Here is a 25,538-nt window from a genome sequence, read left to right as displayed (position 1 = left end):
TTACAGTCATAAAAAGAGAAACGGAAATTGCAAATATGCTAAAATAGGGGGGCACAAAGGGAAGGGGAAAAAACATGAAGATTACAATCAGTGAGGCAGCAGGAAAGAAAATTAGTGAAAAGACATCTGGAAAAAATGGTTATTTAAAGCTAGTGTATGATATAGATGGTTGTGGCTGTGCAGTTAACGGTGTACCGGTGTTATGGTTCGTGGCAGAAGTGGAAGCTGATGACGTGGAAGTGAAAACCAATGATCGATCTATTTACGTCGAGAAGGACAAGCAAATATTTTTTGATGAAACGATGCAGGTTGATTTTTCGCCTAGCAGTAATACTTTCCAATTAAAAAGTACCAGTCAGTATTTAAATCCGCGGATGAGTTTGCTGGATCAAACAAAATAAATATATATGGACATCTGTTCCGTTATTTTGACAAAAAGGGTTGTTTTGATAGGCTAACCGGACACTGGATTCCTTATTTGTTGATAAGTGAGCATGATTCATTTGTTTTTATGTAAATAAGATATCCCATGTCCGCTAAAGTAGAAAAAAGGGGAATAAATCAAAAATAAGGTCACTTATGTCCGCAAAATGCACTACCTCAATATGTTTTTATTGTTGCTGATACTCCAAAAGAGAACGGCTTACCCAATTGTGGTCAGCCCTTTTTAACTATTCCTCCTGGTGCTCCCGAAACACAAACTCCTCCAAAAATTCATCAACGACATTCTCATAATCTTTTCGGTTTTCATTAAAGGATTGGGCATGAACACCATTGGCAGCTAGAAATAGCTTCTTTGGACCCTTTTTCTTTTCATATAAAGCCTCAGACATCGATGGTAAAATGAAGTCATCCATCTGGCTGTGAATAAAAAGAATCGGGTTTTTAATGTTTTCAATTACGGAAATAGGTGAAACCTCTTTCACTGAGTATTTGTCACGAAGCCGCAAAAATAAATCGCCAATCGGGAGCACCAGGCGAGGTGGCAATTTCATGTCTTCTTTAATCTGGTAGGTCAGCTGTTCCTTAAAATCAGAAAAAGGACAATCGGCAATATAAAAATCGGCTCCATCTTGGATCATTCCTGCGTAAAGCAGCATCGTAGCAGCGCCCATTGACTCACCATGAATGCCTAAAAGAAGCTCTGGCCCTTTTTCCTTTTTGAGCCAATCTACCACTGCCTTTAAATCCAATTTTTCATAGTGGCCAAAGCTCGTTGTTTTACCCCCAGATTCCCCGTGACGACGATGATCATAAATCACTGCGTTAAAGCCTCGTTCAAGAAAAAGGTTCATATATTTAACCGAATTCACCTTAGTTTCGGTAACACCATGACAAATAATAATATAGCGGTTTGTATGATGTGGTTCGACCAAAATGGTCTTTAGTGTATATCCAAACGGAGAAGCAATTGACACCTCCTGTTTAGGTAAGCTTTCAAACTTAACTGGATCATACCGTCCTGACTCGGTTTCCCGCTTCAGAATTAATTTCTCATCTTTCTTTTTCATATACATAAGGCGATTTGAAAAGTATACGCCAATGGAAGCCGTCACTAATAAGAAAGACGCGAAGTAACGAAAAGTCTTTTTCAAGCCAACCCCTCCAAACCGATGTTTTCTTTATTTTACCACTATTGTGAAGTTGTAGACAAAAACCCAACCTTGCATGGAAAAGAATGAATAAAGAGCAGTACCCCAACATAATAAGGCGGTGTGAGCAGAGCTAACTTCAACTATATAAAGTGAAAGACGTATGTTTCTCACAACATATAGTTAAGTTGATTTATTTATGCGGCGCTCCGCCCCTTTTCCACAAAAAAAGAGGTGATCCAAATATGGAGTCACCCTTCTAAAATACTACTGTTTGGCATTTTGTCGTTTGGTTGGATGGAGGGCTTTTTCCATATCCTCTGAAGCCATCACTGGTCTGGTTGTATCACTTGAGGATTTTCCTTTTTGACTAAATCCTTTTGCACGCTTCTGACTCATGTTTAACATCCCCTTTCCCTTATAAGATGGATGAAAGACGGCAACGTTATACATGCTGAACTTTCCTGGAAATGATATAATAGTAAGGAAACTTTCAGTGGGGGATTATCATGAAAAAACAACATTCAAAATTAAAACAAAAACCTAAAAAAGATGAAGCCGCTGTGACATTAGGCGATATGCTGGGTAGCGATTTAGTGAATCAGTTAAAAAATAAACAACAGGAACTTAAAGCAGAAGAAGAGCGTAAGAAGGAAGCGGAAGAACAGCGCCAGAAAGAGGAGAGAAGATTAAAAGAGAAAAATAAATCCTTTGAAGAGCTGTTAAAAGAAAGCCCGATGAATTGGAAAGAATTTAAATAAGAAAATTCAATAAACCAAGGTATTCACCGACGATAAAAAGATAACTCAGTTACTGCGACAACGCAGTATCAGGGTTATCTTTTCTTATAGGATAAGAAAGTATAAAATTTTGAACTTAGATGGATGTCTAGCGGAAGGCGCCATCGGCTAGTGTACTTCGCTCTTTTCCCTACGATAAGTCAACATCGAATCGCTGGCGCTCTTCGTGTTTCCTTTATCTCAGTCAAAGCGCTCCAGTCCATACGCCGATAGGCGGGCGCCTTCCGCTTTTTTAATTCCATTAGCGGTGTTGGGTATAACGATTGGCTTTTGCTAAACTTCGGATTAACTCAACTTCATCGTTTGTTAGCGGGCTACTGCATACGGCGGCAGCGTTGGCCTGAAGCTGATCAACTGAACTGGCCCCGGTAACAATTGATGTAACCGCTGGGTTCGCTAAGTTATACTGCAAGGCAATTTCTGTGAAGGAACGTGCGGAAGCCAGTTTTTCTTTTAGCAATGGAAGCAACCCTGCTAATTCACCAAAGGAATAATTTAAATAACCCTTCGATCGCACAGCAGCGGAAGCCTTTTCAAGCAGATGATTGCTGAGTAAACCGTGTGCTAATGGGCCGCGAGTCACCACACCTATTCGGTTTTTTTGTAACAGTGGCAATGCTTCCTCTTCAGGGCGTCGATCCAGGATGCTATACTGCATCATCACAGATACAATATTGGATTTACTTATATATGCGCGGATCACATTTGGACGAATCGATGAGATCCCATAGTGTTTGATAAAGCCTTCAGCGCGTAATTCTTCAAACGCTTCAATTGTTTCGTCGATAGGATCATCAAGCGTACCACCATGCAGTTGGTACAAATCGATATAGTCAGTGCCGAGTCGCTTTATGCTTTGTTTCACTTCTTCTTTAATATAAGCCTTTGAAGGATCCCAGCTCCAGCTTTTCTTTGAGTCCGTCCAGCGATTGCCCACCTTAGTAGCAATGATCACCTGTTCACGGATGTTTTTTAGGGCTTGTCCAACAATATTCTCATTTTTTCCGAAATCGTATAAATCAGCGGTGTCAAAATAATTAATGCCTTCCGCCAATGCTGCTTCGATGATTTCGTGAGCTGCTTTTTCGTCTGTCCCAAGCGACATGCAACCTAGACCAAGTCGACTGACATAAAGATCAGAGCAGCCTAATTGGCGTTTTTCCATTTGCCTCACTCCATTCCCACGTTTTTTGTCTTTATTTTAACGAATGGAAGAAGCCAGACACAAATTTGAGGATCCATTACTTGGAGACATCCTCGACCCAATCCTTCAGTAAATCAAATTGGCGTCGGTATTCCGCAAGCTTTTGTCGTATTTCCGATGCTTTTCCTACGAGGATAAATCCTTTATCATGACCATAAATTTTCATTCGTTACTCCCCCAAAATAAAGTATGATAAAATGTATGAGTCTAATATCGGAATAGAACAGGAGTGACGAAAAAAATGAGTCGCCTTGAAGAAAAAACAATTAGAACAGAGCAAATCTTTGCCGGCAAAGTGATCAGCCTTCAGGTTGATGAAGTGGAATTACCGGATGGAAAAATAGCAAAAAGGGAATTAATAAAACATCCAGGTGCCGTTGCCATTATTGCCGTAACAGATGAAGGCAAAATTGTGATGGTTGAGCAATTTCGTAAAGCACTTGAACGAAATATAGTGGAGATTCCTGCAGGTAAACTTGAAAAAGGCGAAGAACCACTTGCGTCTGCTGCTCGGGAGTTAGAGGAAGAAACAGGTTATGTGTGTGAAACGCTAGAGTTAGTGACTTCATTTTATACATCACCAGGCTTTGCTGATGAAATTGTGTATGTATATGAAGCACGAGGTCTTTCGAAAAAAGAAAATCCAGCCGCACAAGATGAAGATGAATTCATCAATCTAATTGAATTGTCGCTAGACGAAGCGTTAGAATATATAGCACAGCAAAAAATCCACGATGCCAAAACGATTTTTACCGTTCAATACTTACAGTTGAAAGAGGCGTTAAATCGTTAATGAACCACTACTATGTTGATTTACATATACATATCGGCAGAACATTTACAGGCAAGGCTGTAAAAATTACCGGGGCAAAATCATTAACCTTTTCGAATATCATTGATCATGCTCGAAATGAAAAAGGCTTGAATATGATTGGAATCATTGATTGCCACTCGCCCGAAGTAATTATGGAAATGGAAAAATTAATGGAGTCCGGTGAACTGACGGAGCATCCCGACGGAGGACTCAACTATGGGGGCTTAACCGTTATCCCGGGCTCGGAGCTGGAAATCTACGATGATGATTGTCAAGGACCCATCCATTTACTTTGTTATTTCCCAACGCTTCAGGTCATGAAACAGTTTTCAGGTTGGCTTTCCGGTCATTTGAAAAATATTAACCTTAGCTCACAGCGAATTTATGTCAGCGGCAGGGAGCTGCAAAAAAAGGTCAAGGAGCTGTCTGGAATCTTTATTCCGGCACATGTGTTTACTCCTTTTAAAAGCCTTTATGGTAAGGGAGTCGTCCGCTCATTAACTGAAGTATTGGATCCAGAGCAAATTGACGGAATCGAACTCGGCTTGAGCTCAGATACGTTTATGGCTGATCAGTTAGAGGAGTTGCATCAATATTCATTTGTAACGAATTCTGATGCGCATTCATTGCCGAAGATTGCCCGTGAATACCAGGTAATCGCCATGAAAGAGCCGTCATTCGCCGAACTTGCAAAAGCGTTAAACCGCCAAGGTAATCGAAGAATTGTCGCCAATTACGGTTTAGATCCATTGCTTGGTAAGTATCATCAAACCGTTTGTGCAACTTGTCAAAATCCATACTCGCCAGAAGAATCGCAGTGCCCACATTGTCAGGATACAAAAACAGTGAAGGGCGTTGCTGATCGGATTTTGGAATTGAAATCGGATGCAAATCCTCCCGAAGATCGTCCGCCATATGTTCACCAAGTCCCGCTTGATTTCATTTCAGGACTTGGACCGAAGTTACTAAGAAAGCTGCTTGATCATTTTGGCACTGAAATGGCGATTCTCCACGAAGTTCCAGCAGAAGCACTTAAACAGGTGATTCCCGAAAAGGTTGCTGAGTTGATTATCAAGGCCCGCCAAGGAGAGTTAAAACTTGCCGCTGGCGGGGGTGGAAAGTATGGCAAAATTGCCGACTAAAGTGGATAAAACATGGTCTGTCCAGATACTTTGGGCAGGCTTTTTTTGCATAAAAGAGTAACTGATAAGGTGTAAATTGTAATAAGTTTTATGTGATAATTTCCACATTGACCCACAAAATCAGAAAAGCGACCCATAAAATCCGAAACAACTCACCTTCCTCCAAAAATTACTAGATTCGGAGTCATAGATAAGCTAGACAAGCATAGAATGTAATAATTAAATCTAGGAGGAAGACAATGAAGAAGAGATTATACCAGAACATCGCGGCCAATCATTTTCGTGAATATTCCTCAGTCTATATATTCGTGATTGTGCTTTTTTTAATGGGAGTCATTTTTGGGGCAGTTGTCGTCAACAGCTTGAGTTTTTCACAAAAAGAGGATTTATTCTATTATTTGTCACAATTTTTTGGTCAGCTATCAGATGGTAAAGAAGTGTCAGCAAATGATTTGTTTGTACAAAGCTTGCTTCATAACAGCAAATTTATTGGCTTAATGTGGTTGTTGGGCATTTCAATCATTGGCTTGCCGATTATTCTTATCCTTCTATTTATTAAAGGAATGGTAGTTGGATTTACCGTCGGTTTCTTGGTCAATCAAATGGGCTGGGATGGGTTTTTGCTGTCGTTTGTGTCTGTGCTACCACAAAATTTTATTATCATTCCTATTTTTATCATTATGGCCGTCATTTCGATTACCTTCTCATTACAAATGGTGCGAAGGCAGTTTATGAAAAAGATAAGCCATCCGATTTTACCATTGTTATCACGATACCTCGTCACGTTAGTAGTAGCAGTTGTTTTTTTAACCGCGGCGGCTGCGATTGAGGCATACCTTTCTCCTTCACTAATGAAGTCGGTTATTGGTGCTCTTCATTAAATTGTAATCATTATTATATGATAAGTAATATTTTTTCTTATTTAGAATTATTTTTTTTGAAACTGGCTCTCCTTCTGTTATAATGAGAATGGAAAGTGGCGAGGGAGGGACCTGTAGTGACTGAGAGTATGGAAAGTAGAATTGAACGGATAAAAAAACAGCTTCATTCATCTAGCTATAAATTAACACCACAGCGTGAAGCAACGGTTCGAGTCTTGTTAGAACATGAAGAGGATCATTTAAGTGCGGAAGATGTTTACCTCCTCGTTAAAGAAAAATCTCCGGAGATTGGTCTAGCAACTGTATACCGAACATTGGAATTACTAACAGAATTGAAAATAGTTGATAGAATTAATTTTGGTGACGGAGTATCCCGTTATGATCTCCGTCAAGAGGGTGCTGCACATTTTCACCACCACTTAGTTTGTATAGAATGTGGAGCGGTGGATGAAATTCAAGAGGATTTACTTGATGATGTCGAGGCAGTTGTTGAACGGCAATGGAAGTTTAAGATCAAGGATCACCGTTTAACATTTCATGGAATCTGCCATCGCTGTCAAGAAAAAAACGCTAAAAAAATTGCTGAATAAACCAAAGAGGTCGAACTCATTTCAGTTTCATCCATTTTTATTTTTCTTGGGTGTTCAAAAAAAGAGTTTACCTCTTTTTAATTTATCATTTTTTTGCTAAAAATAGTGCTGTAGGTATAATTCCTGCCGGGTTTGGCATACCTTGTACTAGTATGCATTGGCTGGAGGATGTAAAATGAAAGCATGGTTTAGGCTATTTTTCAAATCAATAAGGGTATTTGTTTTGTTCACAGGATGCACAGTCCTTTTTTATTATGGGATGATGTGGGTTAATGAAGAATATCAAAATTATCATCGTTATGATGAGCCACAAGGGTCCGCACTAAAGGTATCGGCATCAGTAGATAGCAAGAGTATGCCCTGGCTTGATCGCCTAAAACTGTTTTATTTAAACGGGGAGTAATGATATCATGGAAGATCGACTTCGAGATTTTATCCACTTTTTAATTGTAGAAAAGGGACTTGCCAAAAACACAATCGTTTCCTACGAACGGGATCTTCACGGCTATCTTCACTATTTAAAGTCGATTGAATTGCTGAACGATTTAAATGAAGTCCAGCGATTTCAAATTATTCGTTTTTTAGCACAACTAAAAGATCAAGGGAAGTCTTCGAAAACGCTCGCGCGTCATATTGCCTCGATTCGAGCATTCCATCAATTTCTACTAAGAGAAAAAATAGTAGAACGCGATCCAACTGTTCACATCGAATCGCCAAAGAGAGAGCGTTCCCTCCCAAAGGTTCTAAGTATCCAAGAAGTAGAAAAATTGTTGGATTCCCCGCAGGTTCACGACCATTTTGGCAAACGGGACAAAGCCATGATCGAACTTCTCTATGCCACAGGTATTCGTGTGAGTGAATTAATTGGTTTAGATTTGGGCGATGTTCATTTAACGATGGGCTTTGTTCGTTGTATGGGAAAAGGAAGTAAGGAACGAATTATTCCAATCGGAAGAACGGCTACACATGCGATTCAAGAGTATCTGGAGAATGGTCGACCTTTATTTTTAAAAAAACAGAAGGATGACGCCTTGTTTTTAAATCACCTTGGAAAAAGGTTAACCAGGCAGGGTTTCTGGAAAATATTAAAGCGCCTTACAACAAGTGCAGGGATTAGCAAAGACTTGACTCCACATACATTAAGGCATTCGTTTGCGACCCATCTTTTGGAAAATGGAGCTGACCTACGGGCAGTCCAAGAAATGCTAGGACATGCGGATATCTCAACTACACAAATATATACGCATGTAACGAAAACGAGATTAAAGGATGTATATAGTCAATTTCATCCGCGAGCATAATAGTTTAATAGAGAGGGGAAAAGCCGCCGTGAAATTTTGCGGCTTTTTCTTGTCTATTGGGAGTATTTATTAGTACAATGTAGATGTCAGACTTCTGACGAATAAAGATGATTATTCGGATTAAAGTAGGGAATTCTATTAGGTATATTTGAAACGGATCAACCGAAGGAGGATGAAACGGATTATGCATACATATAAGCGTATTTTTATTATTGTAATGGACTCGGTCGGAATTGGTGAAGCACCTGATGCCGAAGTATTTGGAGATCAGGGTTCAAATACGATTGGTCACATCGCTGAAAAAATGAATGGCTTGAATATGCCGAACATGGCAAAGTTGGGGCTTGGTAATATAAAAGAAATAAGCGGAATTGACCAAACGGGTAAGCCGCTTGCTTTTTATACAAAAATGCAAGAAGCATCTAATGGAAAAGATACGATGACAGGACATTGGGAAATCATGGGCTTGAATATTCAAACACCATTCAGAGTGTTTCCAGATGGTTTTCCGGATGAGTTAATCTCTGAGCTTGAATCTCGAGCTGGTAGAAAGATTATTGGGAACAAACCGGCGAGTGGAACTGAAATATTAGTTGAGTTAGGCGAAGAGCACGTTAAAACGGGTGCCTTAATCGTCTATACGTCTGCGGATTCAGTCCTGCAAATCGCAGCACACGAAGACATCATCTCTATCGAAGAGCAATATAAAATTTGTAAAATAGCCCGGGAATTAACCTTGGATGAAAAATATATGGTGGGACGCGTTATTGCTCGCCCATTTGTTGGAGAGCCTGGTAACTTTAAAAGAACCTCGAACCGTCATGATTACGCATTAAAGCCATTTGGTCGCACAGTGATGAATGAGTTGAAGGATTCTGGATTAGATGTTGTGGCAATTGGTAAAATCGCTGATATATACGACGGTGAAGGGGTCACGAAATCACTAAGAACCATTTCGAACATGGATGGAATGGATAAATTGTTAGAGTCTTTCGATATGGATTTTACTGGCATTAGCTTTGTTAATCTAGTTGATTTTGATGCTTTATATGGTCATCGCCGCGATCCGATTGGTTATGGAAAGGCGTTAGAAGAGTATGATGCTCGGTTACCGGAAGTTTTTGAAAAAATGAAGGATGATGATTTATTAATTATTACGGCCGACCATGGAAATGACCCTGTTCACCCGGGCACAGACCACACGAGAGAATACGTGCCACTCATCGTTTATTCAAAAAACATGAAAGAAGGTAAAGAACTACCAGTTCGCGAAACCTTTGCAGATATTGGAGCAACCGTTGCGGAGAATTTTGAAGTGAAGGCACCAAGCTTTGGGAAAAGCTTTTTGCATGATTTAAAATAGAGTGGGGTGAAGACAATGAACAGTGAAAATGCAGCAATATTTTTAAAAGAAAAATATACTAAAACTCCAAAAATTGGACTGATCTTAGGTTCAGGTTTAGGAGTTTTAGCTGACGAAATTGAAGAACCAGTGAAAATACCCTATCACCAAATCCCGGATTTTCCAGTATCAACGGTTGAGGGGCACGCAGGCCAACTCGTATTCGGGTTGTTAGATGGCGTTCAGGTCGTAGCAATGCAGGGACGTTTTCATTATTATGAAGGTTACAGTTTTGAAAAGGTAACGTTTCCGGTTCGCGTTATGAAACAATTAGGAGTCGAGATATTAATCGTGACCAATGCAGCCGGGGGAATTAATGAGAATTTTGAGCCAGGAGATTTAATGCTAATCTCTGATCATATTAATAATATGGGTTCCAATCCATTAATCGGGAAAAACGATGCCAAACTTGGACCGCGGTTCCCGGATATGTCGGATGCCTATCGTCATGATTTACGAGAACAAGCAAAAGTAATTGCGAATGAGTTACAGATTCCTGTCAAAGAAGGGGTCTATGTCGGGAATACCGGTCCAACTTATGAAACTCCTGCAGAAGTGAAAATGCTGAGAATCCTTGGCGGTGATGCAGTCGGCATGTCAACTGTTCCAGAGGTAATTGTTGCACGGCATGCTGGTTTAGACGTATTGGGAATCTCCTGTATATCCAATATGGCTGCCGGGATTGTAAATCAGCCCCTTTCTCATGAAGAGGTAATGGAGACAACGGAAAGGGTAAAAGCAAATTTTCTTAAATATATAAAAGCGATTGTTGCCTCGCTTAAATGAGAACAAACAAAGCTAATATTGAGAAATGTGGTGTCCATAATGAGAATGGTCGATTTAATCGAAAAAAAACGTGATGGCCTTGAACTTACTAAAGAGGAAATAAAATTTATTATAGATGGTTATACGATTGGATCCATCCCAGATTATCAAATGAGCGCCCTAACGATGGCGATTTATTTTCAGGGGATGACTGAAACCGAGCGAGCCGATTTAACAATGGCGATGGTTGAATCTGGTGATCAAATTGATTTGTCTGAAATTGAAGGGATAAAGGTAGATAAGCATTCAACAGGTGGTGTAGGTGATACAACGACGTTGGTGCTTGGTCCTCTTGTAGCTGCAGTGGGTGTACCTGTAGCTAAAATGTCTGGACGCGGATTAGGCCATACGGGTGGGACGATTGACAAGCTTGAGGCGGTCGCGGGCTTTCATGTTGAAATTAAAAATGAAGAATTCATTGAACTTGTCAACAAGAATAAATTAGCGGTGATTGGTCAAAGTGGCAATTTAACACCAGCAGATAAAAAGCTTTATGCGTTGCGTGATGTGACAGCAACCGTAAACAGTATTCCGCTCATTGCTAGTTCGATTATGAGTAAAAAAATTGCCGCCGGTGCAGACGCTATAGTGTTGGATGTGAAAACGGGTGCCGGAGCTTTCATGAAAACACTAGAGCAGTCACGAGAACTTGCTAAGGCTATGGTGGGAATCGGGAATAATGTTGGTCGGAAAACGATGGCGGTCATTTCTGATATGAACCAGCCACTTGGATATGCGATTGGAAATGCCCTTGAGGTAAAAGAAGCGATTGATACGTTAAAGGGTGAAGGTCCTGAAGATTTAACTGAACTTTGTTTAACATTAGGAAGCTATATGGTTTTATTGGCTGAAAAAGCGGAGACGCTTGAAGCAGCCAGAAAACTGCTTGAAACAGCGATCAATGATGGTTCCGCTCTTGAGAGTATGAAGTTATTCCTACGTTCACAAGGTGGAGATGGCTCAGTCGTGGATGATCCGACCAAGCTACCACAGTCAACCTATACCTTTGAATTACCAGCGTTGGCTGATGGGTATGTCGCTGAAATCGTTGCTGATGCGGTAGGAACCGCGGCGATGTTACTCGGAGCAGGAAGAGCGACAAAAGAATCGGAAATAGATTTGGCTGTGGGTCTGATGTTGCGTAAGAAAATTGGTGATAAAGTGGCGAAGGGCGAATCACTTGTAACGATTTACAGCAATTTTGAAAACGTCACTACTGTGGAGGAAAAGCTCTATCAAAGCATCAAACTTTCCAATACAGCAGTTAAAGCCCCAAAACTAATTTATGAACAAATAACAGAATAAGCTCAGCTGAGAAAGCGCCAAGGTTAAACATGATCTTCAGATTGGCCATGCTAACGGACCTGTTGATTTCCGCTCCAATCAACAGGGCGTCAACCTAAAGAATTGTAACACACCTTAGCCTACCTGACTAAATGTGTTGCAATTTTTTTATGTTTTGACAGGCTGCAGTAAGGAAAGCCTCTTCACTTATATTCTTCAATCCCCGTTACCGGAAGTAGCGAAGCATCGCTCAATTTTCCCTTTTCTAAGGGCTGTTTTCACAAAGATATTTGTTTTCCCAACAAATATAAATGTTTTATCTAGAAACTCTGATTTGGGCAAGACCTTCCTTGGTACCATCAAAGCATTCGGACGACGCTTCGGATTTTGGGAATCAAAGCGGCTCATTGATTCCCATTTTTCCGCGACTCTTGGATTTTGGGCATCAAAGCGGCTCATTGATTCCCATTTTTCCGCGACCCTTGGATTTTGGGCATCAAAGCGGCTCATTGATTCCCATTTTTCCGCGACCCTTGGATTTTGGGCATCATAGTGGCTCATTGATTCCCATTTTTCCACAACTACCCTTGAATTCATCAAAGCTACTTTCTCCTTTTCTTCTAATGCGAATGCCATAAAGATAACCAATAAACAGCATGTTTAATTGGTTGAGTGGAAGATCCTTATTGGAACCACCCTGTTGATTGGAGTGGAAGGGGCGAAGACTCCTGCGGGAGCAGCGGGACAGGTGAGACCCCGCAGGCGCTTTAGCGCCGAGGAGGCTCAGCGCCCGCCCCGCGGAAAGCGAAGCGCCTGGAACGGAAATCAACAGACTTATTGAACAGCCCATATTTTAATAATGTTATAACGAATTTACGCGGTGAATTACTAAATTTATTAGTTAAAATAATAGACTGTCGAGAGTTTCTCAAAAGCGCCAAGGTTAAACATAACCTTGGCGCTTTTTTGTGCGATTGAATATGAAAATTTTACCTAAACAAGAAATTATTTGTATAAAAAGGATTTGAATGGTGAAAAATGAAGGCATTAAGAATGGGAGGTTTATGGTAATGAAACGAATTATGCCAATCGTAATAGCGATATTACTTACACTAACTTTTGTTATACCATCAGTTTCAGCAGAGGAACAAAGTACACAGCTTGTCGACAACGCCAGGTCTGCCATTTTAATTGAACGAGATACAGGCACGGTGCTATACGAGAAAAATAGTAACGAACAATTGCCGCCGGCCAGTATGACAAAAATAATGACTATGTTACTAATCATGGAGGCTCTTGATAAGGGAAAGATTGATATCAACGAAAAAATTCGCACAAGTGAATATGCTGCATCAATGGGTGGATCACAAATTTTCTTAGAGCCTGGCGAAGAAATGACTACACAAGAAATGCTAAAAGGAATTGCGATTGGCTCCGGGAATGATGCTTCCGTTGCAATGGCCGAACGGATTGCAGGCTCAGAACCAGCATTCGTAGAAATGATGAATAAAAAGGCCAAAGAATTAGGATTAAAAGATACCAAATTTCAAAATACAACAGGTTTACCAATTCAGGACCACTATAGTACTGCCCATGATATGGCCATGATGGCTAAGGAACTTTTAAAATATCAAGACATCACTAAATTTACGGGGACGTATGAAGCCTATTTGCGAGAAAATACCGATAATAAGTTTTGGCTTGTGAATACAAATAAGCTTGTTCGTTTCTATCCTGGTGTAGATGGCTTAAAAACAGGATTCACAAATGATGCTAAATATTGTTTAACAGCAACCGCACAAAAGGACGGTATGCGTGTCATTGCGGTTGTATTTGGTGCTCCAACATCAAAGGAACGAAATGCTCAGGTGACAAAGTTGTTGGATTACGCATTTGCTCAATACAAAACTCATCCAATCTATAAGCGCAATATTGCCATTGGCGAAGCAAAGGTAAGTAAAGGAAATAAGAAAAAATTAACCGTGGTGACCAGCGAGTCGGTTTCTCTTTTAACCAAAAAAGGAGAAAGTATTAACGATGTAAAGAAGCAGATTATCATTGAGAAAAAAATAAAAGCACCGATCAATAAAGGTGATAAAGTCGGGACACTACAGCTTGTTAGTAAAGGAAAAGTAGTTGTCCAAAGTCCGTTGGTTTCAGGTGATAAAGTGAAAACAGCAACATGGTGGGAATTATACAAACGATCATTTGGTATGTTTTCTAAAATAGGAGATTAACCACTGTCGAAACATTGTTTTTGAAAACTACTTTTAGCGAATCAACACTAGTTTTGTCCTTAAAGAAGGATTCAGTTCTACCAGCAGCGAATTGACTCACTATATCAAAGTAAGGAGGCATTGGATAGTGAGTCTAAACATTGAATTGGTTATCAAGCATGATGTATTATGCATTCGTTTAGCTGGAGAATTAGACCACCACACCGCAGAAGAGCTTCGCGAACTTGCATCCAAAGCAATAGAGGAATCTAATATCCGTCATATTGTGTTAAACCTCGAGAGACTGACATTTATGGATAGTTCTGGATTAGGGGTTATTTTAGGAAGATATAAGCAAATCAAGCAGGTCCATGGTGAAATGGTAGTATGTGCGATTTCTCCGGCAATTGAAAGACTATTTGATATGTCAGGTTTATTTAAAATCATTCGGCTAGAGCAGACGGAAGAATTTGCTTTACAAAGATTGGGGGTAGCCTGACATATGAAAAATAAAATGCAACTTCAATTTAGTGCATTAAGTCAAAATGAATCATTTGCCAGGGTCACAGTAGCTGCATTTATTGCACAACTTGATCCAACCATGGATGAATTAACCGAAATTAAGACAGTTGTGTCCGAAGCCGTAACGAATTCAATTATTCATGGCTATAATCATGATCCAAATGGGATTGTTTATATCACTGTAACGATTGAGGATGGTTTGGTTGAAATGAAAATTAAAGATGAGGGAATCGGTATTGTTGATGTGGAAGAAGCACGACAACCTCTTTTTACAACAAAACCTGATTTAGAAAGGTCAGGGATGGGCTTTACAATCATGGAAAACTTCATGGATGAAGTAGAGGTTTCTTCGCAAACAGGCAATGGAACTGAAATCACGCTAAAAAAGCATTTATCTAACAGCAAAATGCTATGTAATTAAGGAGTCCTGCTATGGATGTGGAGGTTAAGAACAATAATAAGCAAATTTATCTAAAGGACCATGAAGTAAAGGAACTGATAAAAAGAAGTCAGACAGGTGATCAAGACGCACGTGATTTGATTGTCGAAAAAAACATAAGACTAGTATGGTCTGTTGTTCAAAGATTTCTTAATCGTGGCTATGATCCAGACGATCTTTTCCAAATTGGTTGCATTGGACTATTAAAGTCAGTTGATAAATTTGATTTATCATATGATGTTAAATTTTCCACCTATGCAGTTCCGATGATTATTGGAGAAATCCAGCGTTTTATCCGCGATGATGGAACGGTTAAGGTAAGTAGATCATTAAAAGAATTGGGAAATAAAATTCGCAAGGCTAAGGATGAACTCTCAAAGAATTTCGGGAGAATTCCTACTGTAGGTGAGTTATCTGAGTACTTGGAGATTTCTCCAGAGGATATTGTAATGGCTCAAGAAGCAAGCCGGACACCATCTTCTATTCATGAAACTGTATTTGAAAATGATGGGGACCCAATCACCCTATTAGATCAAATAGATGATGGAATGGAAGAGAAGTGGTTCGATAAAATTGCATTAAAAGAAGCTATTCTTGAGCTTGAGGATCGGGAACGATTGATTGTTTACCTAAGATATTACAAGGATCAGACGCAGTCAGAGGTCGCGACCAGACTTGGTATTTCCCAGGTGCAAGTTTCAAGATTGGAGAAAAAAATACTTCAACAAATGAAAGGCCGTATGGATATCTAATCCGTACGGTCTTTTTTTCCTATTATGGCTATTATTTATGCCATTTCCTCCATATTTTGGCCATGATGAAAAAATTACATTAAACTCATACTACCTATAAGAAATCATTGTGTTTGGGAAGTGAATGGGATGGAAAAAACAATCTACATTCGCATGCGTAATCGCAGTCAAGTTCGACAAGAAGGAACCGTTTATTTAAAGGATATCGCACAAATTATTGCAGATGATGATATTTATAAAGCGCTTCAACAGCTAAAAGTACACAAAGTAAAAGAAGAAGATCGCAACATGATTGTTGTCGATGCAATGACCGTCATCAAATATATTACAAAGGTTTTCCCAACTGTAGAGGTGCAAATCGTTGGACCTTCACAAACTATTGTAGAAGTAATTTTTAAAAAGAAAAGAATCTCAGTCCCGCTCTTTTTGTTAATTTGGTTTTTATTATTTTTCGGGGCGGCTTTAACAATTATGAATTTCCATGAAGATGTTAGCATGCAAGCGGTCCAACAGCGCTTGTATACCGTAATTACGGGAAGGGTAGCAGTAAAACCGCTCTTATTCCAAATTCCCTACTCGTTTGGCTTAGGATTAGGGATGGTACTTTTTTTTAATCATTTTTTTCGTAAAAGGTTTAATGAAGAACCAAGTCCATTAGAAGTGGAAATGTTTAATTACCAGCAAGATATCGATCAATATGTCGTGATGCACGAAAACAAAGAAAGTATGAAACAAATTGATGATCATTAGTATTTTAATCGTTGTTTTTATCGGATTTGCTGGGGGACTTTCTGTTGGGGCAGGATTTGTTGCCTTTTTAGCCGTTTTAGGAATTATTCCAAGGTTGACTCAACTGTCTAAAACCATGAAGATGATTCATTGGTATGAATGGGGAATTGTTTTTGGAGCCATTGCTGGAACATTTTCCAGCTTAAGGGATCCAACCTTTTTTCTACCCGTTCTTTTGCTTATTCCTCTTGGTGTGTTAGGTGGAGTATTTGTGGGGATGTTGGCTGCTGCGTTAACTGAAGTTTTGAATGTTTTCCCAATTTTAGCAAAACGAGTCGGGATTGAAGAAGAAGGAATTAAAATTCTCTTAATGGCCATTGTTTTAGGAAAAGTATTTGGGTCGTTATTCCATTGGATTTATTTTGTGAGTTGAAACAAAAAAACGCAAGCGTATGGTTAGCAACGTATAACCTTGACCACTCTTTATGCTGGCGTAAACGAAAGAGGGATCAAAACATGAGTGAACGACGACGGGTGATCTTAGTTACGGATGGTGATGAGTATGCCAAACGGTCAGTGCAAGGAGTAGCATCTGAAATTGGTGGTAGATGCATTTCTATGTCACAAGGGAACCCGTCAGTCCTAACTGGCCCAGAACTTGTGAAGCACATCAAAAGAGCCAAAAATGATCCGGTATTTGTAATGTTTGATGATAGTGGTTTTATAGGTGAAGGTGCAGGAGAAATCGCCTTGAAATATGTCGCAGAGCATAATGAAATAGAAGTGTTAGGAATAATAGCTGTAGCTTCTAAAACAAGACAAGAAGAATGGACAAAAGTGGACGTTTGTATAGATCGGGACGGAGTATTAACTCCGTATGGAGTAGATAAATTTGGTGTTCCTGAATTTGAACTTGGCAGGATAAACGGTGATACCGTTTATTGTCTTGACCAGTTAAAAGTTCCTATCATAGTAGGAATTGGAGATATCGGTAAGATGTCACAACATGATCATTTTGAACAGGGTTCTCCAATTACCAAAAAGGCTGTTGAGATTATCTTAGAAAGGAGTGGATATTATGGCAACCACGACAAAGGAAAGGCATCCGATTCCGGAGTCAGTCGATGAAATAGAAAAATATTTCAAGGAACGGATCGGTTTAGGTGTAAGCTTTGACCTAGGAGTCCGTAAGCTTAAAATAAATAAGAGAAGTGTGCACCTCTATTATGTTAATGGGTTATGTGATACAAGTTTCATTATTGAAATTATGGAAACGCTTCTTAGGATTAATGAGCATGAAAAACTATCGACCAATCTTTTTAATAATATCGAAAACAATCTTGTCCATCAGTCGGTCACACCGATTAAAACATTGGATGAAGTTGTTGATCAAGTATTGAGTGGTTTAATGGTTGTAGTGGTAGAGGGTGTGCAGACAGCATTATCTATCGATGTCCGTAGCTACCCAGGAAGGCAACCACAGGAACCTGATACGGAGAAGGTAGTTCGTGGTTCACGGGATGGTTATGTTGAAAACATCATTGTGAACACGGCGTTAACGAGAAGAAGAATTCGGGATGAGAGATTGCGTTTTGAAATCATAAAAGTGGGGGAAAGATCTAAAACGGATATTGCCATTGCCTATATTAAAGATATTGCTGATGAAGATCTGGTTGAGGTTATTAAAAAAGAAATTAAAGCGATTAAAATCGATGGCCTCACGATGGCAGAGAAAGCTGTTGAAGAGTTTTTATTAAAGCAAGGATATAATCCTTATCCATTGGTACGATACACGGAGAGGGCTGATGTGGGAGCAACCCATTTGTTAGAAGGGCATGTCCTGATTTTTGTGGATACATCTCCAAGTGTAATTATTACACCCTCCACTTTTTTTCATCATTTACAGCATGCAGAGGAATTTAGACAATCTCCAGCAGTTGGGACCTTTGTAAGATGGGTTCGATTTCTGGGGGTAATCATCTCCTTGTTCTTGTTACCCTTATGGTTCTTATGGGTTCTTGAACCACATCTCTTACCGGAAAAGTTAGCCTTTATTGGACCAAATGACAGTACAAATATTCCGATTGTGATTCAACTGTTTCTTGCAGATATTGGGCTTGAATTTTTACGACTTGCCGCCATCCATACCCCAACCCCACTTTCGACCGCAATGGGCTTAATTGCAGCTGTGTTAATTGGGCAAATTGCCGTTGATGTCGGACTGTTTGTTCCAGAAGTAATATTATATGCATCGCTAGCGACAGTCGGGACATTTACTACTCCAAGCTATGAATTAAGTATTGCGAACAAAATGGGTAGACTTGCATTATTGGTTGCCGTTGCCCTATTTCATGCTCCGGGGTTTGTTATCGGTAACACCTTATATTTCTTGTTCTTGGCTGGAATTCGGTCATTAAATACGCCCTATTTATGGCCACTCCTTCCCTTTAATCCACAGGCATTTCTTCAAATCATTATCCGGACAAGCGTTCCTGGCTCAAAAAAACGGCCAAGTATCGTTCATCCTAAGAACCGTTTTAAACAGCCTGCTAATTCCTAGAAAACCATTTACAGAGTGCTGTTGTTATGATAAAGTTGGATTAATTTATTTTTGGATAGGTTGTGTTAAAGGAAATTGTTGATTTTTAGCACAATGTTGATTGGAGCGGAAGGTGCTCGACTCCTGCGGGAGCAGCGGGACAGGTGAGACCCCGCAGGCGTATAACGCCGAGGAGGCTCAGCGCCCGCCCTGCGGAAATCAACATTCTAATTTAACACAGCCTTTGGATAAAAGAGACAAATAGACAGTATCTCTCGTAGAAACTGTCTATTTTATTATATTTGAAGTGCTTTAACGGAGGGGAAAAGAATGTATTTTCATGGAACAACAAAAGTAAATGACAAGGGGCACCTAGAAATTGGTGGTTTAGATACAATCGACTTAGCTGAACAGTTTGGGACACCACTATATGTTTATGATGTGGCCTTAATTCGGGATCGAGCTCGAGGATTTAAAAAAACCTTTGATCGACTAGGGGTACCCGCGCAGGTTGCTTATGCCAGTAAAGCTTTTTCTACTATTGCAATGCTTCAATTAGCTAATGAAGAAGGATTATCCCTTGATGTCGTGTCAGGAGGAGAATTATATACGGCACTTCATGCTGAATTTCCAGTAGAGAAAATCCACTTTCATGGAAATAATAAAAGTAGAGAAGAATTAGATATGGCGATTAAAGCGAAAATTGGCTGTATTGTGGTTGATAATTTCTATGAATTGGAGCTTTTAAACCAAATTTGTGCGGACAAGAAAATTAAAACAAAAATTTTGTTACGAGTAACACCTGGAATTGAAGCGCATACACATGATTATATTTTAACTGGACAGGAAGATTCAAAATTTGGATTCGATTTGCAAAACGGCCAAGCTGAAAAGGCAGTGACCATCGCAATTAAATCGGAATGGCTGGACTTGCTTGGGGTTCATTGTCATATCGGTTCCCAAATTTTTGAAACAACAGGTTTCTTGTTAGCGGCAAAGAAAATTTTTGAAAAGTTAGCTGATTGGAAACACAAGTTTAATTTTAGTTCAAAAGTATTAAATTTGGGCGGCGGTTTCGGAATTCGTTATACAAATGAAGATGAACCGATGCAACCGCACCATTATGTAGAGGAAATCATTGCTGAGGTAAAGATACAGGCAAAACAATTAGAAATGAACATGCCTGAGATTTGGATTGAACCAGGAAGATCTTTAGTAGGGGATGCAGGAACGACCCTTTATAAGGTTGGTTCGCGTAAAGAAGTCCCAAATGTCAGAAATTATTTAGCTGTTGATGGAGGAATGAGTGATAATATTCGCCCAGCTCTTTATCAAGCAAAATATGAGGCCGTATTGGCCAATCGTCCATTAGCTAATATAGAAGAAACTGTGTCAATTGCTGGGAAATGCTGTGAATCAGGTGACATGCTTATCTGGGATCTTCCTTTGCCTAAAGCAGAAGATCAAGAAATATTAGCAGTGTCATGCACGGGTGCTTACGGATATTCAATGGCAAATAACTACAATCGAATTCCGCGTCCTCCAGTAGTTTTTGTTGAAAATGGTGAAGCAACCCTTGTGGTAAAAAGAGAAACCTTTGAAGACCTTTTGAGACTTGATTTACCGTTAAACTCAAAAGTAGAAATCTAAGCTGTGATTTATTTGCAGCTTTTTTCTTTTGCTTAAAAAAATTTTTAGGAGAGTAGAAGAAAGTTTTGGAAATCCATGCTTTACAAATTACAGGATAGGGTAGTATGATAATCAACAGTTTCATATTTCTAATTCGCTTAATCCAAAAGGAACGGGGAAACCAGATTGTGAGCAAAAAGTTGTTCACTCGGGGTGAATCCTTTTTTTATGTCTAGCTGTAGCGGCAAGCCCTCAATGGGTTGAAGGAGACGCTTTTGCTTTTCATATTAAGAGGTAGGGCTATTCTATGGTCCGAATCCGACAGCTAACCTCGTAAGCGTTATGGGAGAGGAAGATGACACTGATGCGACATCGTTAATATGTCCACAGGGGTATTTTTCATGCTCTGTGGACTTTTTTTGTTTAGATAACTTATTACCTTTTTGGGTAACCTAACTTTCAACAAGATGATGGTGGTGGAAACATGTTTACTTCGGTTAAAAGGTTTTTAATCGGTCGGCCATTAAAATCGGCCGAGCTTGGTGAGCAAAAACTTAACAAGCTAAAAGCTTTAGCTATACTTTCTTCTGATGCATTGTCCTCGGTTGCATATGGGACAGAGCAAATCTTACTCGTGTTGGTCACGGTGAGTACACTGGCATTTTGGTACTCCTTGCCTATTGCAGTAGGCGTATTATTCCTATTAACTGCACTTATATTATCGTACCGGCAAATAATTTTTTCCTATCCACATGGTGGAGGAGCATATGTCGTTTCTAAGGAAAATATTGGGGTTAACGCAGGGCTTGTAGCGGGCGGGTCTCTATTGGTTGATTACATCTTAACCGTTGCAGTTAGTGTTTCAGCTGGAACAGATGCGATTACATCTGCTTTTCCTCGGTTACACGAACATACGGTTTTAATTGCAATTATTTTGGTTATCTTAATTACGATTTTAAATCTTAGAGGAGTCACGGAATCTGCCACAGTTTTAGCTTATCCAGTTTACCTGTTTGTGTTTGCTATGGTATTTATGATTGGTTTGGGAATATACCATATTGTAACTGGAGATGTGTCTCCGGAACTACACCCGGAAATTGGGACACCTGTTGCAGGGATTACCTTATTTTTATTATTAAGAGCTTTTGCCTCAGGTTGTTCTGCCTTAACTGGTGTAGAAGCCATTTCTAATGCTATTCCTAACTTTAAAGATCCTGCACCTAATAATGCTGCGAAAACGTTAATATTAATGGGATCTCTGCTTGCAGTTTTATTCACAGGAATTACGTATTTAGCCTTTTACTATGGGATTTCACCATCTGGTAAAGAAACGGTCGTATCTCAAATAGCTGCGCAAATATTTGGAAGAAACGGAATGTATTATTTTGTCCAGGGTTCAACTGCGCTTATTCTTGTTTTAGCAGCAAATACTGGTTACTCAGCCTTCCCTTTACTTGCCTATAATTTAGCTAAGGATAAATATATTCCGAGAATGTTTACAATCCGAGGAGACCGTTTAGGTTATTCAAATGGAATCTTGACGTTAGCAATTGGTTCAATTGTTTTAATTATTGCTTTTAAAGGACAAACAGATCAGCTTATCCCACTTTATGCAGTGGGGGTTTTTATTCCCTTTACGTTGTCGCAAACAGGAATGATTATAAAGTGGTTTCGTGAAAAACCAAAAGGGTGGGTTTATAAATTTATTATCAATTTGGTTGGAGCCTTAATTAGTTTCACCGTTATGATGATATTCTTTATCACAAAATTCGGTCAGGTTTGGTCAGTGCTAATCTTTTTACCGGTTATTGTTTATGGATTCCATCGGATATCTAAACATTATGATTCAGTTGGTGAGCAATTGCGGCTTAAAGCAGGAGAAGCCGCCGTTCCGATTAATGGAAATATCATTATTGTTCCGGTAGCTGGAATTACCCAAGTGGTTGAGAACTCGATTAATTATGCTAAAACTTTAACGGACCAAGTCATCGCAGTATATGTTTCCTTTGACAGAGAAGATGAAAAGTTGTTTGAACAAAAATGGAAAAATTGGCAACCTGATGTTAGGTTAGTGACGTTGCATTCTCATTATCGGAGTATTATTCATCCATTGACAAAGTTCATTGATACGGTAGAGCATAAGGCAAGGGAGTCTAATTACTGGGTGACAGTATTAATTCCACAATTTATTCCAAAAAAGAGCTGGCACAACATTCTTCATAATCAATCTAGTATCCTGATTCGAACTTTCTTGTTATATAAGAGAAATGTCGTTGTATCAACCGTTCCCTATCATTTTAGAAAATAGTTTTTAAAAATAAGGCTGTGTTAAAGCTCAATGTTGATTGGAGTGGAAGGCGCGAAGACTCCTGCGGGAGCAGCGGGACAGGTGAGACCCCGCAGGCGCTTAAGCGCCGAGAAGGCTCACCGCCCGCCCCGCCGGAAAGCGAAGCGTCTGGAGCGGAAATCAACATTCTAGTTTATCAGAGCCAAAAAAGAATGGAATCGTTACATCATAAACCCATGCCAGTTAATTACCCTTTGCATGGGTTTTACATGTGATAAAGAATTTTTGCCGGTCAATGGCATAAATGTGGAGTTTAGTGTAGAATAGGTTTTATTAGATTTTTTGTTGAAGAAAACGAACGAATTTTGTATGATGAGAACAATGATGTTTGTTTGCAACAAACAACAACTGATTACATATAATGTCAAGAAAATAAAATGGATGACGTGGGTTGCTGATCAAAATTTATTGTCTGGACATGTTATTTAATTAATGAGGGATACTTTATGTTGATTCGCTATAAAAAAACGTTTGAGAAAATAGCAATGGGTTTATTATCATTTATGCCAGCTGAAAAAGATTTGAAAAAGTTACAACAAACCATGAAACAGTATGAGACGGATGAGCATTGGCAGCTCTTCTTATGGAAAGAGGAAGATATCATCGGTTTAATAGGTGTTATTATTGAAGAGAGTTGTTTGAGAATTCAGCATATCTCTGTCAATCCTTCCCATCGCCATCATGGAATCGGTAAAAAAATGGTAGCGGCTTTAAAAGAAATGTACCCAGAAAAAGGATTAATACCAAATGAATATACATCTTCTTTTATTGAGAAGTGTATAAATTGCGAAGGCGCAAAAGGCGGGGAATGATTATTCCTCGCCTTTTTTATGTGCTTTTTCTTTTTTTGCAATTTCCCGTTCTTGGATAACTTCACTTCTGTCACGTAATAAATGACGATGTATCAAATTGTCCTCTTCTAGATTACTTTCCATACCCCAGGCATGCCCTTTCTCCTTACAAATCGTTTTACATTTAGCAAGTAAGTTTTGATCTATTAATGGGATGTTAAAGCTTGTGTATGGTAAACCAGAGTGTATATGTATGACTCTATTTGGTAAAAAAATTAATAATTCATCCATATCAATTCCAAGAGTGCAACCTTCCTTTTTTTTGTTCTCGAAAATGGATATAGCTTTTTGCAAGGTTCGTTGAGCGCCACTGTTGTTGTTCCTTCTAAAATGATAATTGGAGACGGCAAGCATTATTAAACCTACCCAAATTGATTGTTTATCCCCTTTGATGGTTTCTTTCCAGTATTCTTCTAATATTTCATGACATTCAAAATAATCACGGTCCCCGTGAAAATGAACTAAAAATTGAATGTAGGCGTCTGGATACATATCATACCTCCTTCGTTCACTAAATTAAATGTAACATAAACGATGTTCATATGAATATTCATAAGAAAGCCCAGCTAATTGCTGGGCTTTTTTAATATTAGATGAATCATTGGAAATCATAATATTGTGTCATGGGCGCTTCTTTTTTTTATAACCAAGCAGCCCCGACAATGATTAATAAAATAAATAGGACAACAATTAACGCAAATCCTCCACCGTAACCAAATCCACCGGACATGAATCATTCCTCCTCTAAGCTGAGTTTTACTTATTACATTGTCATCATATGTGGGGGATATCTAAGACGTTTGGGCGTTTGTCACCATTTTTGTTAACAAAATTCAACAGGTCTAAATTTCTATTGGATAACTTATCTTAATCCTCTATACTAAATATAGTCATTTTTGATATAGACTTAAGAAATTTTGGTGAGAACAATGCAATATAATGTTAAGATAGACGCTTTTGAAGGACCACTTGATCTACTACTTCATCTAATTAATAGTCTTGAAATAGATATTTATGATATCCCTGTTTCAGAAATTACGGAACAATACCTTTTGTATATCCATGCGATGAAAGAACTACAGTTAGATCTGGCCAGTGAGTTTTTAGTAATGGCTGCGACCTTATTGGCAATTAAAAGCAAAATGCTTTTGCCAAAGCATGAGGAAGAAATGTTAGATGAAAACTTTGATATCGATTTGGAAGAAGACCCGCGTGAGGAATTAGTCGAGAGACTAATTGAGTATCGAAAATATAAAGAAGCAGCTCAGGATTTAAAATCTTTAGAAGAAGAGCGTAGCCTTATTTATACAAAGGCCCCAAGTGATCTTTCTGATTACATCAATAAAGGGAAGCCGGATATAAAAGATCTAGATGTTTCATTGTATGATATGCTTGGAGCTTTTCAAAAACTGCTTAGAAGGAAAAAACTACAGAAGCCTTTAGCAACAAAAATTACAAAACAAGAAATTCCAATCCAAACAAGGATGACCGAGATTTTAGCGGAACTTAAACACTTAAAAGGTCGGAGAAGTTTTTATGATTTGTTCCCATACCTCGATCGAGGTCATATAGTTGTGACTTTTTTGGCTATATTGGAATTAATGAAGCAAAAGGAAATTTTTGTAGAGCAAGAACAAAATTTTGCAGATATCTTTGTCTCGGTAGGGAAGGAGTGACTG

Annotated in this window: 30 protein-coding genes and 1 riboswitch; of the genes, 23 read left to right on the top strand and 7 right to left on the bottom strand. The window is 39.1% G+C overall.

Annotated elements, in window-relative coordinates; genetic code table 11:
* Positions 1-74 precede the first annotated feature (74 nt).
* Positions 75-401 carry an iron-sulfur cluster biosynthesis family protein gene (locus B1NLA3E_RS15820; RefSeq protein WP_015594841.1) on the top strand — a complete coding sequence of 109 codons (327 nt, stop codon included), beginning with the start codon at positions 75-77 and terminating at the stop codon, positions 399-401.
* A 270-nt stretch (positions 402-671) separates the two neighbouring features.
* Here B1NLA3E_RS15820 and B1NLA3E_RS15815 read toward each other — a convergent pair whose 3' ends face one another.
* Both B1NLA3E_RS15815 and B1NLA3E_RS25845 read right to left on the bottom strand, forming a co-directional pair.
* Positions 672-1,595 carry an alpha/beta hydrolase gene (locus B1NLA3E_RS15815; protein WP_015594840.1) on the bottom strand — a complete coding sequence of 308 codons (924 nt, stop codon included), beginning with the start codon at positions 1,593-1,595 and terminating at the stop codon, positions 672-674.
* 264 nt (positions 1,596-1,859) lie between these two features.
* The gene (locus tag B1NLA3E_RS25845) at positions 1,860-1,991 is read right to left on the bottom strand and encodes a hypothetical protein (protein WP_268870637.1); all 132 of its coding nucleotides are present in this window, start codon (positions 1,989-1,991) and stop codon (positions 1,860-1,862) included.
* Between the two features lie 110 nt (positions 1,992-2,101).
* On the opposite strand from B1NLA3E_RS25845, the gene B1NLA3E_RS15805 reads away from it, so the two are divergent.
* The gene (locus B1NLA3E_RS15805) at positions 2,102-2,353 is read left to right on the top strand and encodes a YqkE family protein (RefSeq protein WP_015594839.1); all 252 of its coding nucleotides are present in this window, start codon (positions 2,102-2,104) and stop codon (positions 2,351-2,353) included.
* 280 nt (positions 2,354-2,633) lie between these two features.
* Here B1NLA3E_RS15805 and B1NLA3E_RS15800 read toward each other — a convergent pair whose 3' ends face one another.
* Together B1NLA3E_RS15800 and mciZ are read right to left on the bottom strand one after the other, a co-directional pair.
* Complete coding sequence (locus B1NLA3E_RS15800) at positions 2,634-3,557, bottom strand: aldo/keto reductase (RefSeq protein ID WP_015594838.1); 924 nt, start codon at positions 3,555-3,557, stop codon at positions 2,634-2,636.
* 76 nt (positions 3,558-3,633) lie between these two features.
* Positions 3,634-3,762, bottom strand: coding sequence for a Z-ring formation inhibitor MciZ (mciZ, locus tag B1NLA3E_RS24200; RefSeq protein WP_015594837.1), 129 nt, complete (start codon positions 3,760-3,762; stop codon positions 3,634-3,636).
* A 75-nt stretch (positions 3,763-3,837) separates the two neighbouring features.
* Between mciZ and B1NLA3E_RS15795 the strand changes: the two genes are divergently transcribed.
* The 9 genes from B1NLA3E_RS15795 to B1NLA3E_RS15755 all read left to right on the top strand — a co-directional run bounded on the left by B1NLA3E_RS15795 (position 3,838) and on the right by B1NLA3E_RS15755 (position 11,856).
* The gene (locus B1NLA3E_RS15795) at positions 3,838-4,389 is read left to right on the top strand and encodes an NUDIX hydrolase (RefSeq protein ID WP_015594836.1); all 552 of its coding nucleotides are present in this window, start codon (positions 3,838-3,840) and stop codon (positions 4,387-4,389) included.
* On the top strand, positions 4,389-5,552 hold the full coding sequence (locus B1NLA3E_RS15790; RefSeq protein ID WP_015594835.1) for an endonuclease Q family protein: 1,164 nt from the start codon (positions 4,389-4,391) through the stop codon (positions 5,550-5,552). The genes B1NLA3E_RS15795 and B1NLA3E_RS15790 overlap by 1 nt, the downstream gene beginning before the upstream one ends.
* A gap of 239 nt (positions 5,553-5,791) precedes the next feature.
* On the top strand, positions 5,792-6,433 hold the full coding sequence (gene spoIIM, locus B1NLA3E_RS15785; protein WP_015594834.1) for a stage II sporulation protein M: 642 nt from the start codon (positions 5,792-5,794) through the stop codon (positions 6,431-6,433).
* A gap of 128 nt (positions 6,434-6,561) precedes the next feature.
* A complete protein-coding gene (gene fur / locus B1NLA3E_RS15780; RefSeq protein ID WP_015594833.1) occupies positions 6,562-7,023 on the top strand; it encodes a ferric iron uptake transcriptional regulator in 462 nt (153 codons plus the stop codon).
* Positions 7,024-7,198: 175 nt separating this feature from the next.
* A complete protein-coding gene (locus B1NLA3E_RS15775) occupies positions 7,199-7,426 on the top strand; it encodes a YqzK family protein (protein WP_015594832.1) in 228 nt (75 codons plus the stop codon).
* Between the two features lie 7 nt (positions 7,427-7,433).
* Positions 7,434-8,324, top strand: coding sequence for a site-specific tyrosine recombinase XerD (xerD, locus tag B1NLA3E_RS15770; RefSeq protein WP_015594831.1), 891 nt, complete (start codon positions 7,434-7,436; stop codon positions 8,322-8,324).
* A 184-nt stretch (positions 8,325-8,508) separates the two neighbouring features.
* Positions 8,509-9,687 (top strand): phosphopentomutase, encoded by a 1,179-nt coding sequence (gene deoB / locus B1NLA3E_RS15765; RefSeq protein ID WP_015594830.1) that lies wholly within the window; start codon positions 8,509-8,511, stop codon positions 9,685-9,687.
* Between the two features lie 15 nt (positions 9,688-9,702).
* On the top strand, positions 9,703-10,512 hold the full coding sequence (locus B1NLA3E_RS15760) for a purine-nucleoside phosphorylase (RefSeq protein WP_015594829.1): 810 nt from the start codon (positions 9,703-9,705) through the stop codon (positions 10,510-10,512).
* A gap of 39 nt (positions 10,513-10,551) precedes the next feature.
* Positions 10,552-11,856, top strand: a complete 1,305-nt coding sequence (locus tag B1NLA3E_RS15755) for a pyrimidine-nucleoside phosphorylase (RefSeq protein ID WP_015594828.1) — start codon at positions 10,552-10,554, stop codon at positions 11,854-11,856.
* Between the two features lie 195 nt (positions 11,857-12,051).
* Here the strand turns inward: B1NLA3E_RS15755 and B1NLA3E_RS15750 are convergent, their stop codons facing one another.
* A complete protein-coding gene (locus B1NLA3E_RS15750) occupies positions 12,052-12,435 on the bottom strand; it encodes a hypothetical protein (protein ID WP_144061497.1) in 384 nt (127 codons plus the stop codon).
* A gap of 470 nt (positions 12,436-12,905) precedes the next feature.
* Between B1NLA3E_RS15750 and B1NLA3E_RS15745 the strand changes: the two genes are divergently transcribed.
* From B1NLA3E_RS15745 to B1NLA3E_RS15695, 11 genes are all read left to right on the top strand, one after another.
* The gene (locus B1NLA3E_RS15745; RefSeq protein ID WP_015594826.1) at positions 12,906-14,072 is read left to right on the top strand and encodes a D-alanyl-D-alanine carboxypeptidase family protein; all 1,167 of its coding nucleotides are present in this window, start codon (positions 12,906-12,908) and stop codon (positions 14,070-14,072) included.
* A gap of 127 nt (positions 14,073-14,199) precedes the next feature.
* Positions 14,200-14,550 carry an anti-sigma F factor antagonist gene (gene spoIIAA, locus B1NLA3E_RS15740; protein WP_015594825.1) on the top strand — a complete coding sequence of 117 codons (351 nt, stop codon included), beginning with the start codon at positions 14,200-14,202 and terminating at the stop codon, positions 14,548-14,550.
* A gap of 3 nt (positions 14,551-14,553) precedes the next feature.
* On the top strand, positions 14,554-14,994 hold the full coding sequence (gene spoIIAB / locus B1NLA3E_RS15735) for an anti-sigma F factor (RefSeq protein ID WP_015594824.1): 441 nt from the start codon (positions 14,554-14,556) through the stop codon (positions 14,992-14,994).
* 11 nt (positions 14,995-15,005) lie between these two features.
* The gene (gene sigF, locus B1NLA3E_RS15730) at positions 15,006-15,764 is read left to right on the top strand and encodes an RNA polymerase sporulation sigma factor SigF (protein WP_015594823.1); all 759 of its coding nucleotides are present in this window, start codon (positions 15,006-15,008) and stop codon (positions 15,762-15,764) included.
* Positions 15,765-15,893: 129 nt separating this feature from the next.
* Entirely contained in the window at positions 15,894-16,514 is a 621-nt protein-coding gene (locus B1NLA3E_RS15725) for a stage V sporulation protein AA (protein WP_015594822.1), read from the top strand.
* Positions 16,504-16,926 carry a stage V sporulation protein AB gene (locus B1NLA3E_RS15720; protein WP_015594821.1) on the top strand — a complete coding sequence of 141 codons (423 nt, stop codon included), beginning with the start codon at positions 16,504-16,506 and terminating at the stop codon, positions 16,924-16,926. Before B1NLA3E_RS15725 ends, B1NLA3E_RS15720 begins: the two co-directional genes overlap by 11 nt.
* A gap of 83 nt (positions 16,927-17,009) precedes the next feature.
* The gene (locus B1NLA3E_RS15715) at positions 17,010-17,621 is read left to right on the top strand and encodes a stage V sporulation protein AE (RefSeq protein WP_015594820.1); all 612 of its coding nucleotides are present in this window, start codon (positions 17,010-17,012) and stop codon (positions 17,619-17,621) included.
* Positions 17,572-19,053: a spore germination protein gene (locus B1NLA3E_RS15710; RefSeq protein ID WP_015594819.1), complete on the top strand. Its 1,482-nt coding sequence runs from the start codon at positions 17,572-17,574 to the stop codon at positions 19,051-19,053. The genes B1NLA3E_RS15715 and B1NLA3E_RS15710 overlap by 50 nt, the downstream gene beginning before the upstream one ends.
* A 309-nt stretch (positions 19,054-19,362) precedes the next feature.
* Positions 19,363-20,682: a diaminopimelate decarboxylase gene (gene lysA / locus B1NLA3E_RS15705; RefSeq protein WP_015594818.1), complete on the top strand. Its 1,320-nt coding sequence runs from the start codon at positions 19,363-19,365 to the stop codon at positions 20,680-20,682.
* A gap of 124 nt (positions 20,683-20,806) precedes the next feature.
* A riboswitch (cyclic di-AMP (ydaO/yuaA leader) is annotated at positions 20,807-21,017 on the top strand.
* A 128-nt stretch (positions 21,018-21,145) separates the two neighbouring features.
* Positions 21,146-22,969 (top strand): APC family permease, encoded by a 1,824-nt coding sequence (locus B1NLA3E_RS15700; RefSeq protein WP_015594817.1) that lies wholly within the window; start codon positions 21,146-21,148, stop codon positions 22,967-22,969.
* A gap of 485 nt (positions 22,970-23,454) precedes the next feature.
* A complete protein-coding gene (locus tag B1NLA3E_RS15695) occupies positions 23,455-23,820 on the top strand; it encodes a GNAT family N-acetyltransferase (protein ID WP_015594816.1) in 366 nt (121 codons plus the stop codon).
* Here B1NLA3E_RS15695 and B1NLA3E_RS15690 read toward each other — a convergent pair whose 3' ends face one another.
* Both B1NLA3E_RS15690 and B1NLA3E_RS24190 read right to left on the bottom strand, forming a co-directional pair.
* Positions 23,821-24,351 carry a DUF309 domain-containing protein gene (locus B1NLA3E_RS15690; protein ID WP_015594815.1) on the bottom strand — a complete coding sequence of 177 codons (531 nt, stop codon included), beginning with the start codon at positions 24,349-24,351 and terminating at the stop codon, positions 23,821-23,823.
* Between the two features lie 148 nt (positions 24,352-24,499).
* Positions 24,500-24,589 (bottom strand): YjcZ family sporulation protein, encoded by a 90-nt coding sequence (locus B1NLA3E_RS24190; RefSeq protein WP_083935117.1) that lies wholly within the window; start codon positions 24,587-24,589, stop codon positions 24,500-24,502.
* 199 nt (positions 24,590-24,788) lie between these two features.
* Between B1NLA3E_RS24190 and B1NLA3E_RS15685 the strand changes: the two genes are divergently transcribed.
* Entirely contained in the window at positions 24,789-25,535 is a 747-nt protein-coding gene (locus tag B1NLA3E_RS15685; protein ID WP_015594814.1) for a segregation/condensation protein A, read from the top strand.
* Positions 25,536-25,538: the final 3 nt, after the last annotated feature.

The organism is Bacillus sp. 1NLA3E (assembly GCF_000242895.2).
Taxonomy (GTDB): domain Bacteria; phylum Bacillota; class Bacilli; order Bacillales; family Cytobacillaceae; genus Bacillus_BU.
The sequence above is the reverse complement of the archived record's forward strand: the minus strand, read 5'-3'. Positions and strand labels throughout refer to the sequence as shown.

Coding starts and splice junctions, on each gene's coding strand:
- B1NLA3E_RS15820 (WP_015594841.1), top strand. CDS start 75: ATGAAGATTACAATCAGTGAGGCAGCAGGAAAGAAAATTAGTGAAAAG.
- B1NLA3E_RS25845 (WP_268870637.1), bottom strand. CDS start 1,991: ATGAGTCAGAAGCGTGCAAAAGGATTTAGTCAAAAAGGAAAATCCTCA.
- B1NLA3E_RS15805 (WP_015594839.1), top strand. CDS start 2,102: ATGAAAAAACAACATTCAAAATTAAAACAAAAACCTAAAAAAGATGAA.
- B1NLA3E_RS15800 (WP_015594838.1), bottom strand. CDS start 3,557: ATGGAAAAACGCCAATTAGGCTGCTCTGATCTTTATGTCAGTCGACTT.
- mciZ (WP_015594837.1), bottom strand. CDS start 3,762: ATGAAAATTTATGGTCATGATAAAGGATTTATCCTCGTAGGAAAAGCA.
- B1NLA3E_RS15795 (WP_015594836.1), top strand. CDS start 3,838: ATGAGTCGCCTTGAAGAAAAAACAATTAGAACAGAGCAAATCTTTGCC.
- B1NLA3E_RS15790 (WP_015594835.1), top strand. CDS start 4,389: ATGAACCACTACTATGTTGATTTACATATACATATCGGCAGAACATTT.
- spoIIM (WP_015594834.1), top strand. CDS start 5,792: ATGAAGAAGAGATTATACCAGAACATCGCGGCCAATCATTTTCGTGAA.
- fur (WP_015594833.1), top strand. CDS start 6,562: ATGGAAAGTAGAATTGAACGGATAAAAAAACAGCTTCATTCATCTAGC.
- B1NLA3E_RS15775 (WP_015594832.1), top strand. CDS start 7,199: ATGAAAGCATGGTTTAGGCTATTTTTCAAATCAATAAGGGTATTTGTT.
- xerD (WP_015594831.1), top strand. CDS start 7,434: ATGGAAGATCGACTTCGAGATTTTATCCACTTTTTAATTGTAGAAAAG.
- deoB (WP_015594830.1), top strand. CDS start 8,509: ATGCATACATATAAGCGTATTTTTATTATTGTAATGGACTCGGTCGGA.
- B1NLA3E_RS15760 (WP_015594829.1), top strand. CDS start 9,703: ATGAACAGTGAAAATGCAGCAATATTTTTAAAAGAAAAATATACTAAA.
- B1NLA3E_RS15755 (WP_015594828.1), top strand. CDS start 10,552: ATGAGAATGGTCGATTTAATCGAAAAAAAACGTGATGGCCTTGAACTT.
- B1NLA3E_RS15745 (WP_015594826.1), top strand. CDS start 12,906: ATGAAACGAATTATGCCAATCGTAATAGCGATATTACTTACACTAACT.
- spoIIAB (WP_015594824.1), top strand. CDS start 14,554: ATGAAAAATAAAATGCAACTTCAATTTAGTGCATTAAGTCAAAATGAA.
- sigF (WP_015594823.1), top strand. CDS start 15,006: ATGGATGTGGAGGTTAAGAACAATAATAAGCAAATTTATCTAAAGGAC.
- B1NLA3E_RS15725 (WP_015594822.1), top strand. CDS start 15,894: ATGGAAAAAACAATCTACATTCGCATGCGTAATCGCAGTCAAGTTCGA.
- B1NLA3E_RS15720 (WP_015594821.1), top strand. CDS start 16,504: ATGATCATTAGTATTTTAATCGTTGTTTTTATCGGATTTGCTGGGGGA.
- B1NLA3E_RS15715 (WP_015594820.1), top strand. CDS start 17,010: ATGAGTGAACGACGACGGGTGATCTTAGTTACGGATGGTGATGAGTAT.
- B1NLA3E_RS15710 (WP_015594819.1), top strand. CDS start 17,572: ATGGCAACCACGACAAAGGAAAGGCATCCGATTCCGGAGTCAGTCGAT.
- lysA (WP_015594818.1), top strand. CDS start 19,363: ATGTATTTTCATGGAACAACAAAAGTAAATGACAAGGGGCACCTAGAA.
- B1NLA3E_RS15700 (WP_015594817.1), top strand. CDS start 21,146: ATGTTTACTTCGGTTAAAAGGTTTTTAATCGGTCGGCCATTAAAATCG.
- B1NLA3E_RS15695 (WP_015594816.1), top strand. CDS start 23,455: ATGTTGATTCGCTATAAAAAAACGTTTGAGAAAATAGCAATGGGTTTA.
- B1NLA3E_RS15690 (WP_015594815.1), bottom strand. CDS start 24,351: ATGTATCCAGACGCCTACATTCAATTTTTAGTTCATTTTCACGGGGAC.
- B1NLA3E_RS24190 (WP_083935117.1), bottom strand. CDS start 24,589: ATGTCCGGTGGATTTGGTTACGGTGGAGGATTTGCGTTAATTGTTGTC.
- B1NLA3E_RS15685 (WP_015594814.1), top strand. CDS start 24,789: ATGCAATATAATGTTAAGATAGACGCTTTTGAAGGACCACTTGATCTA.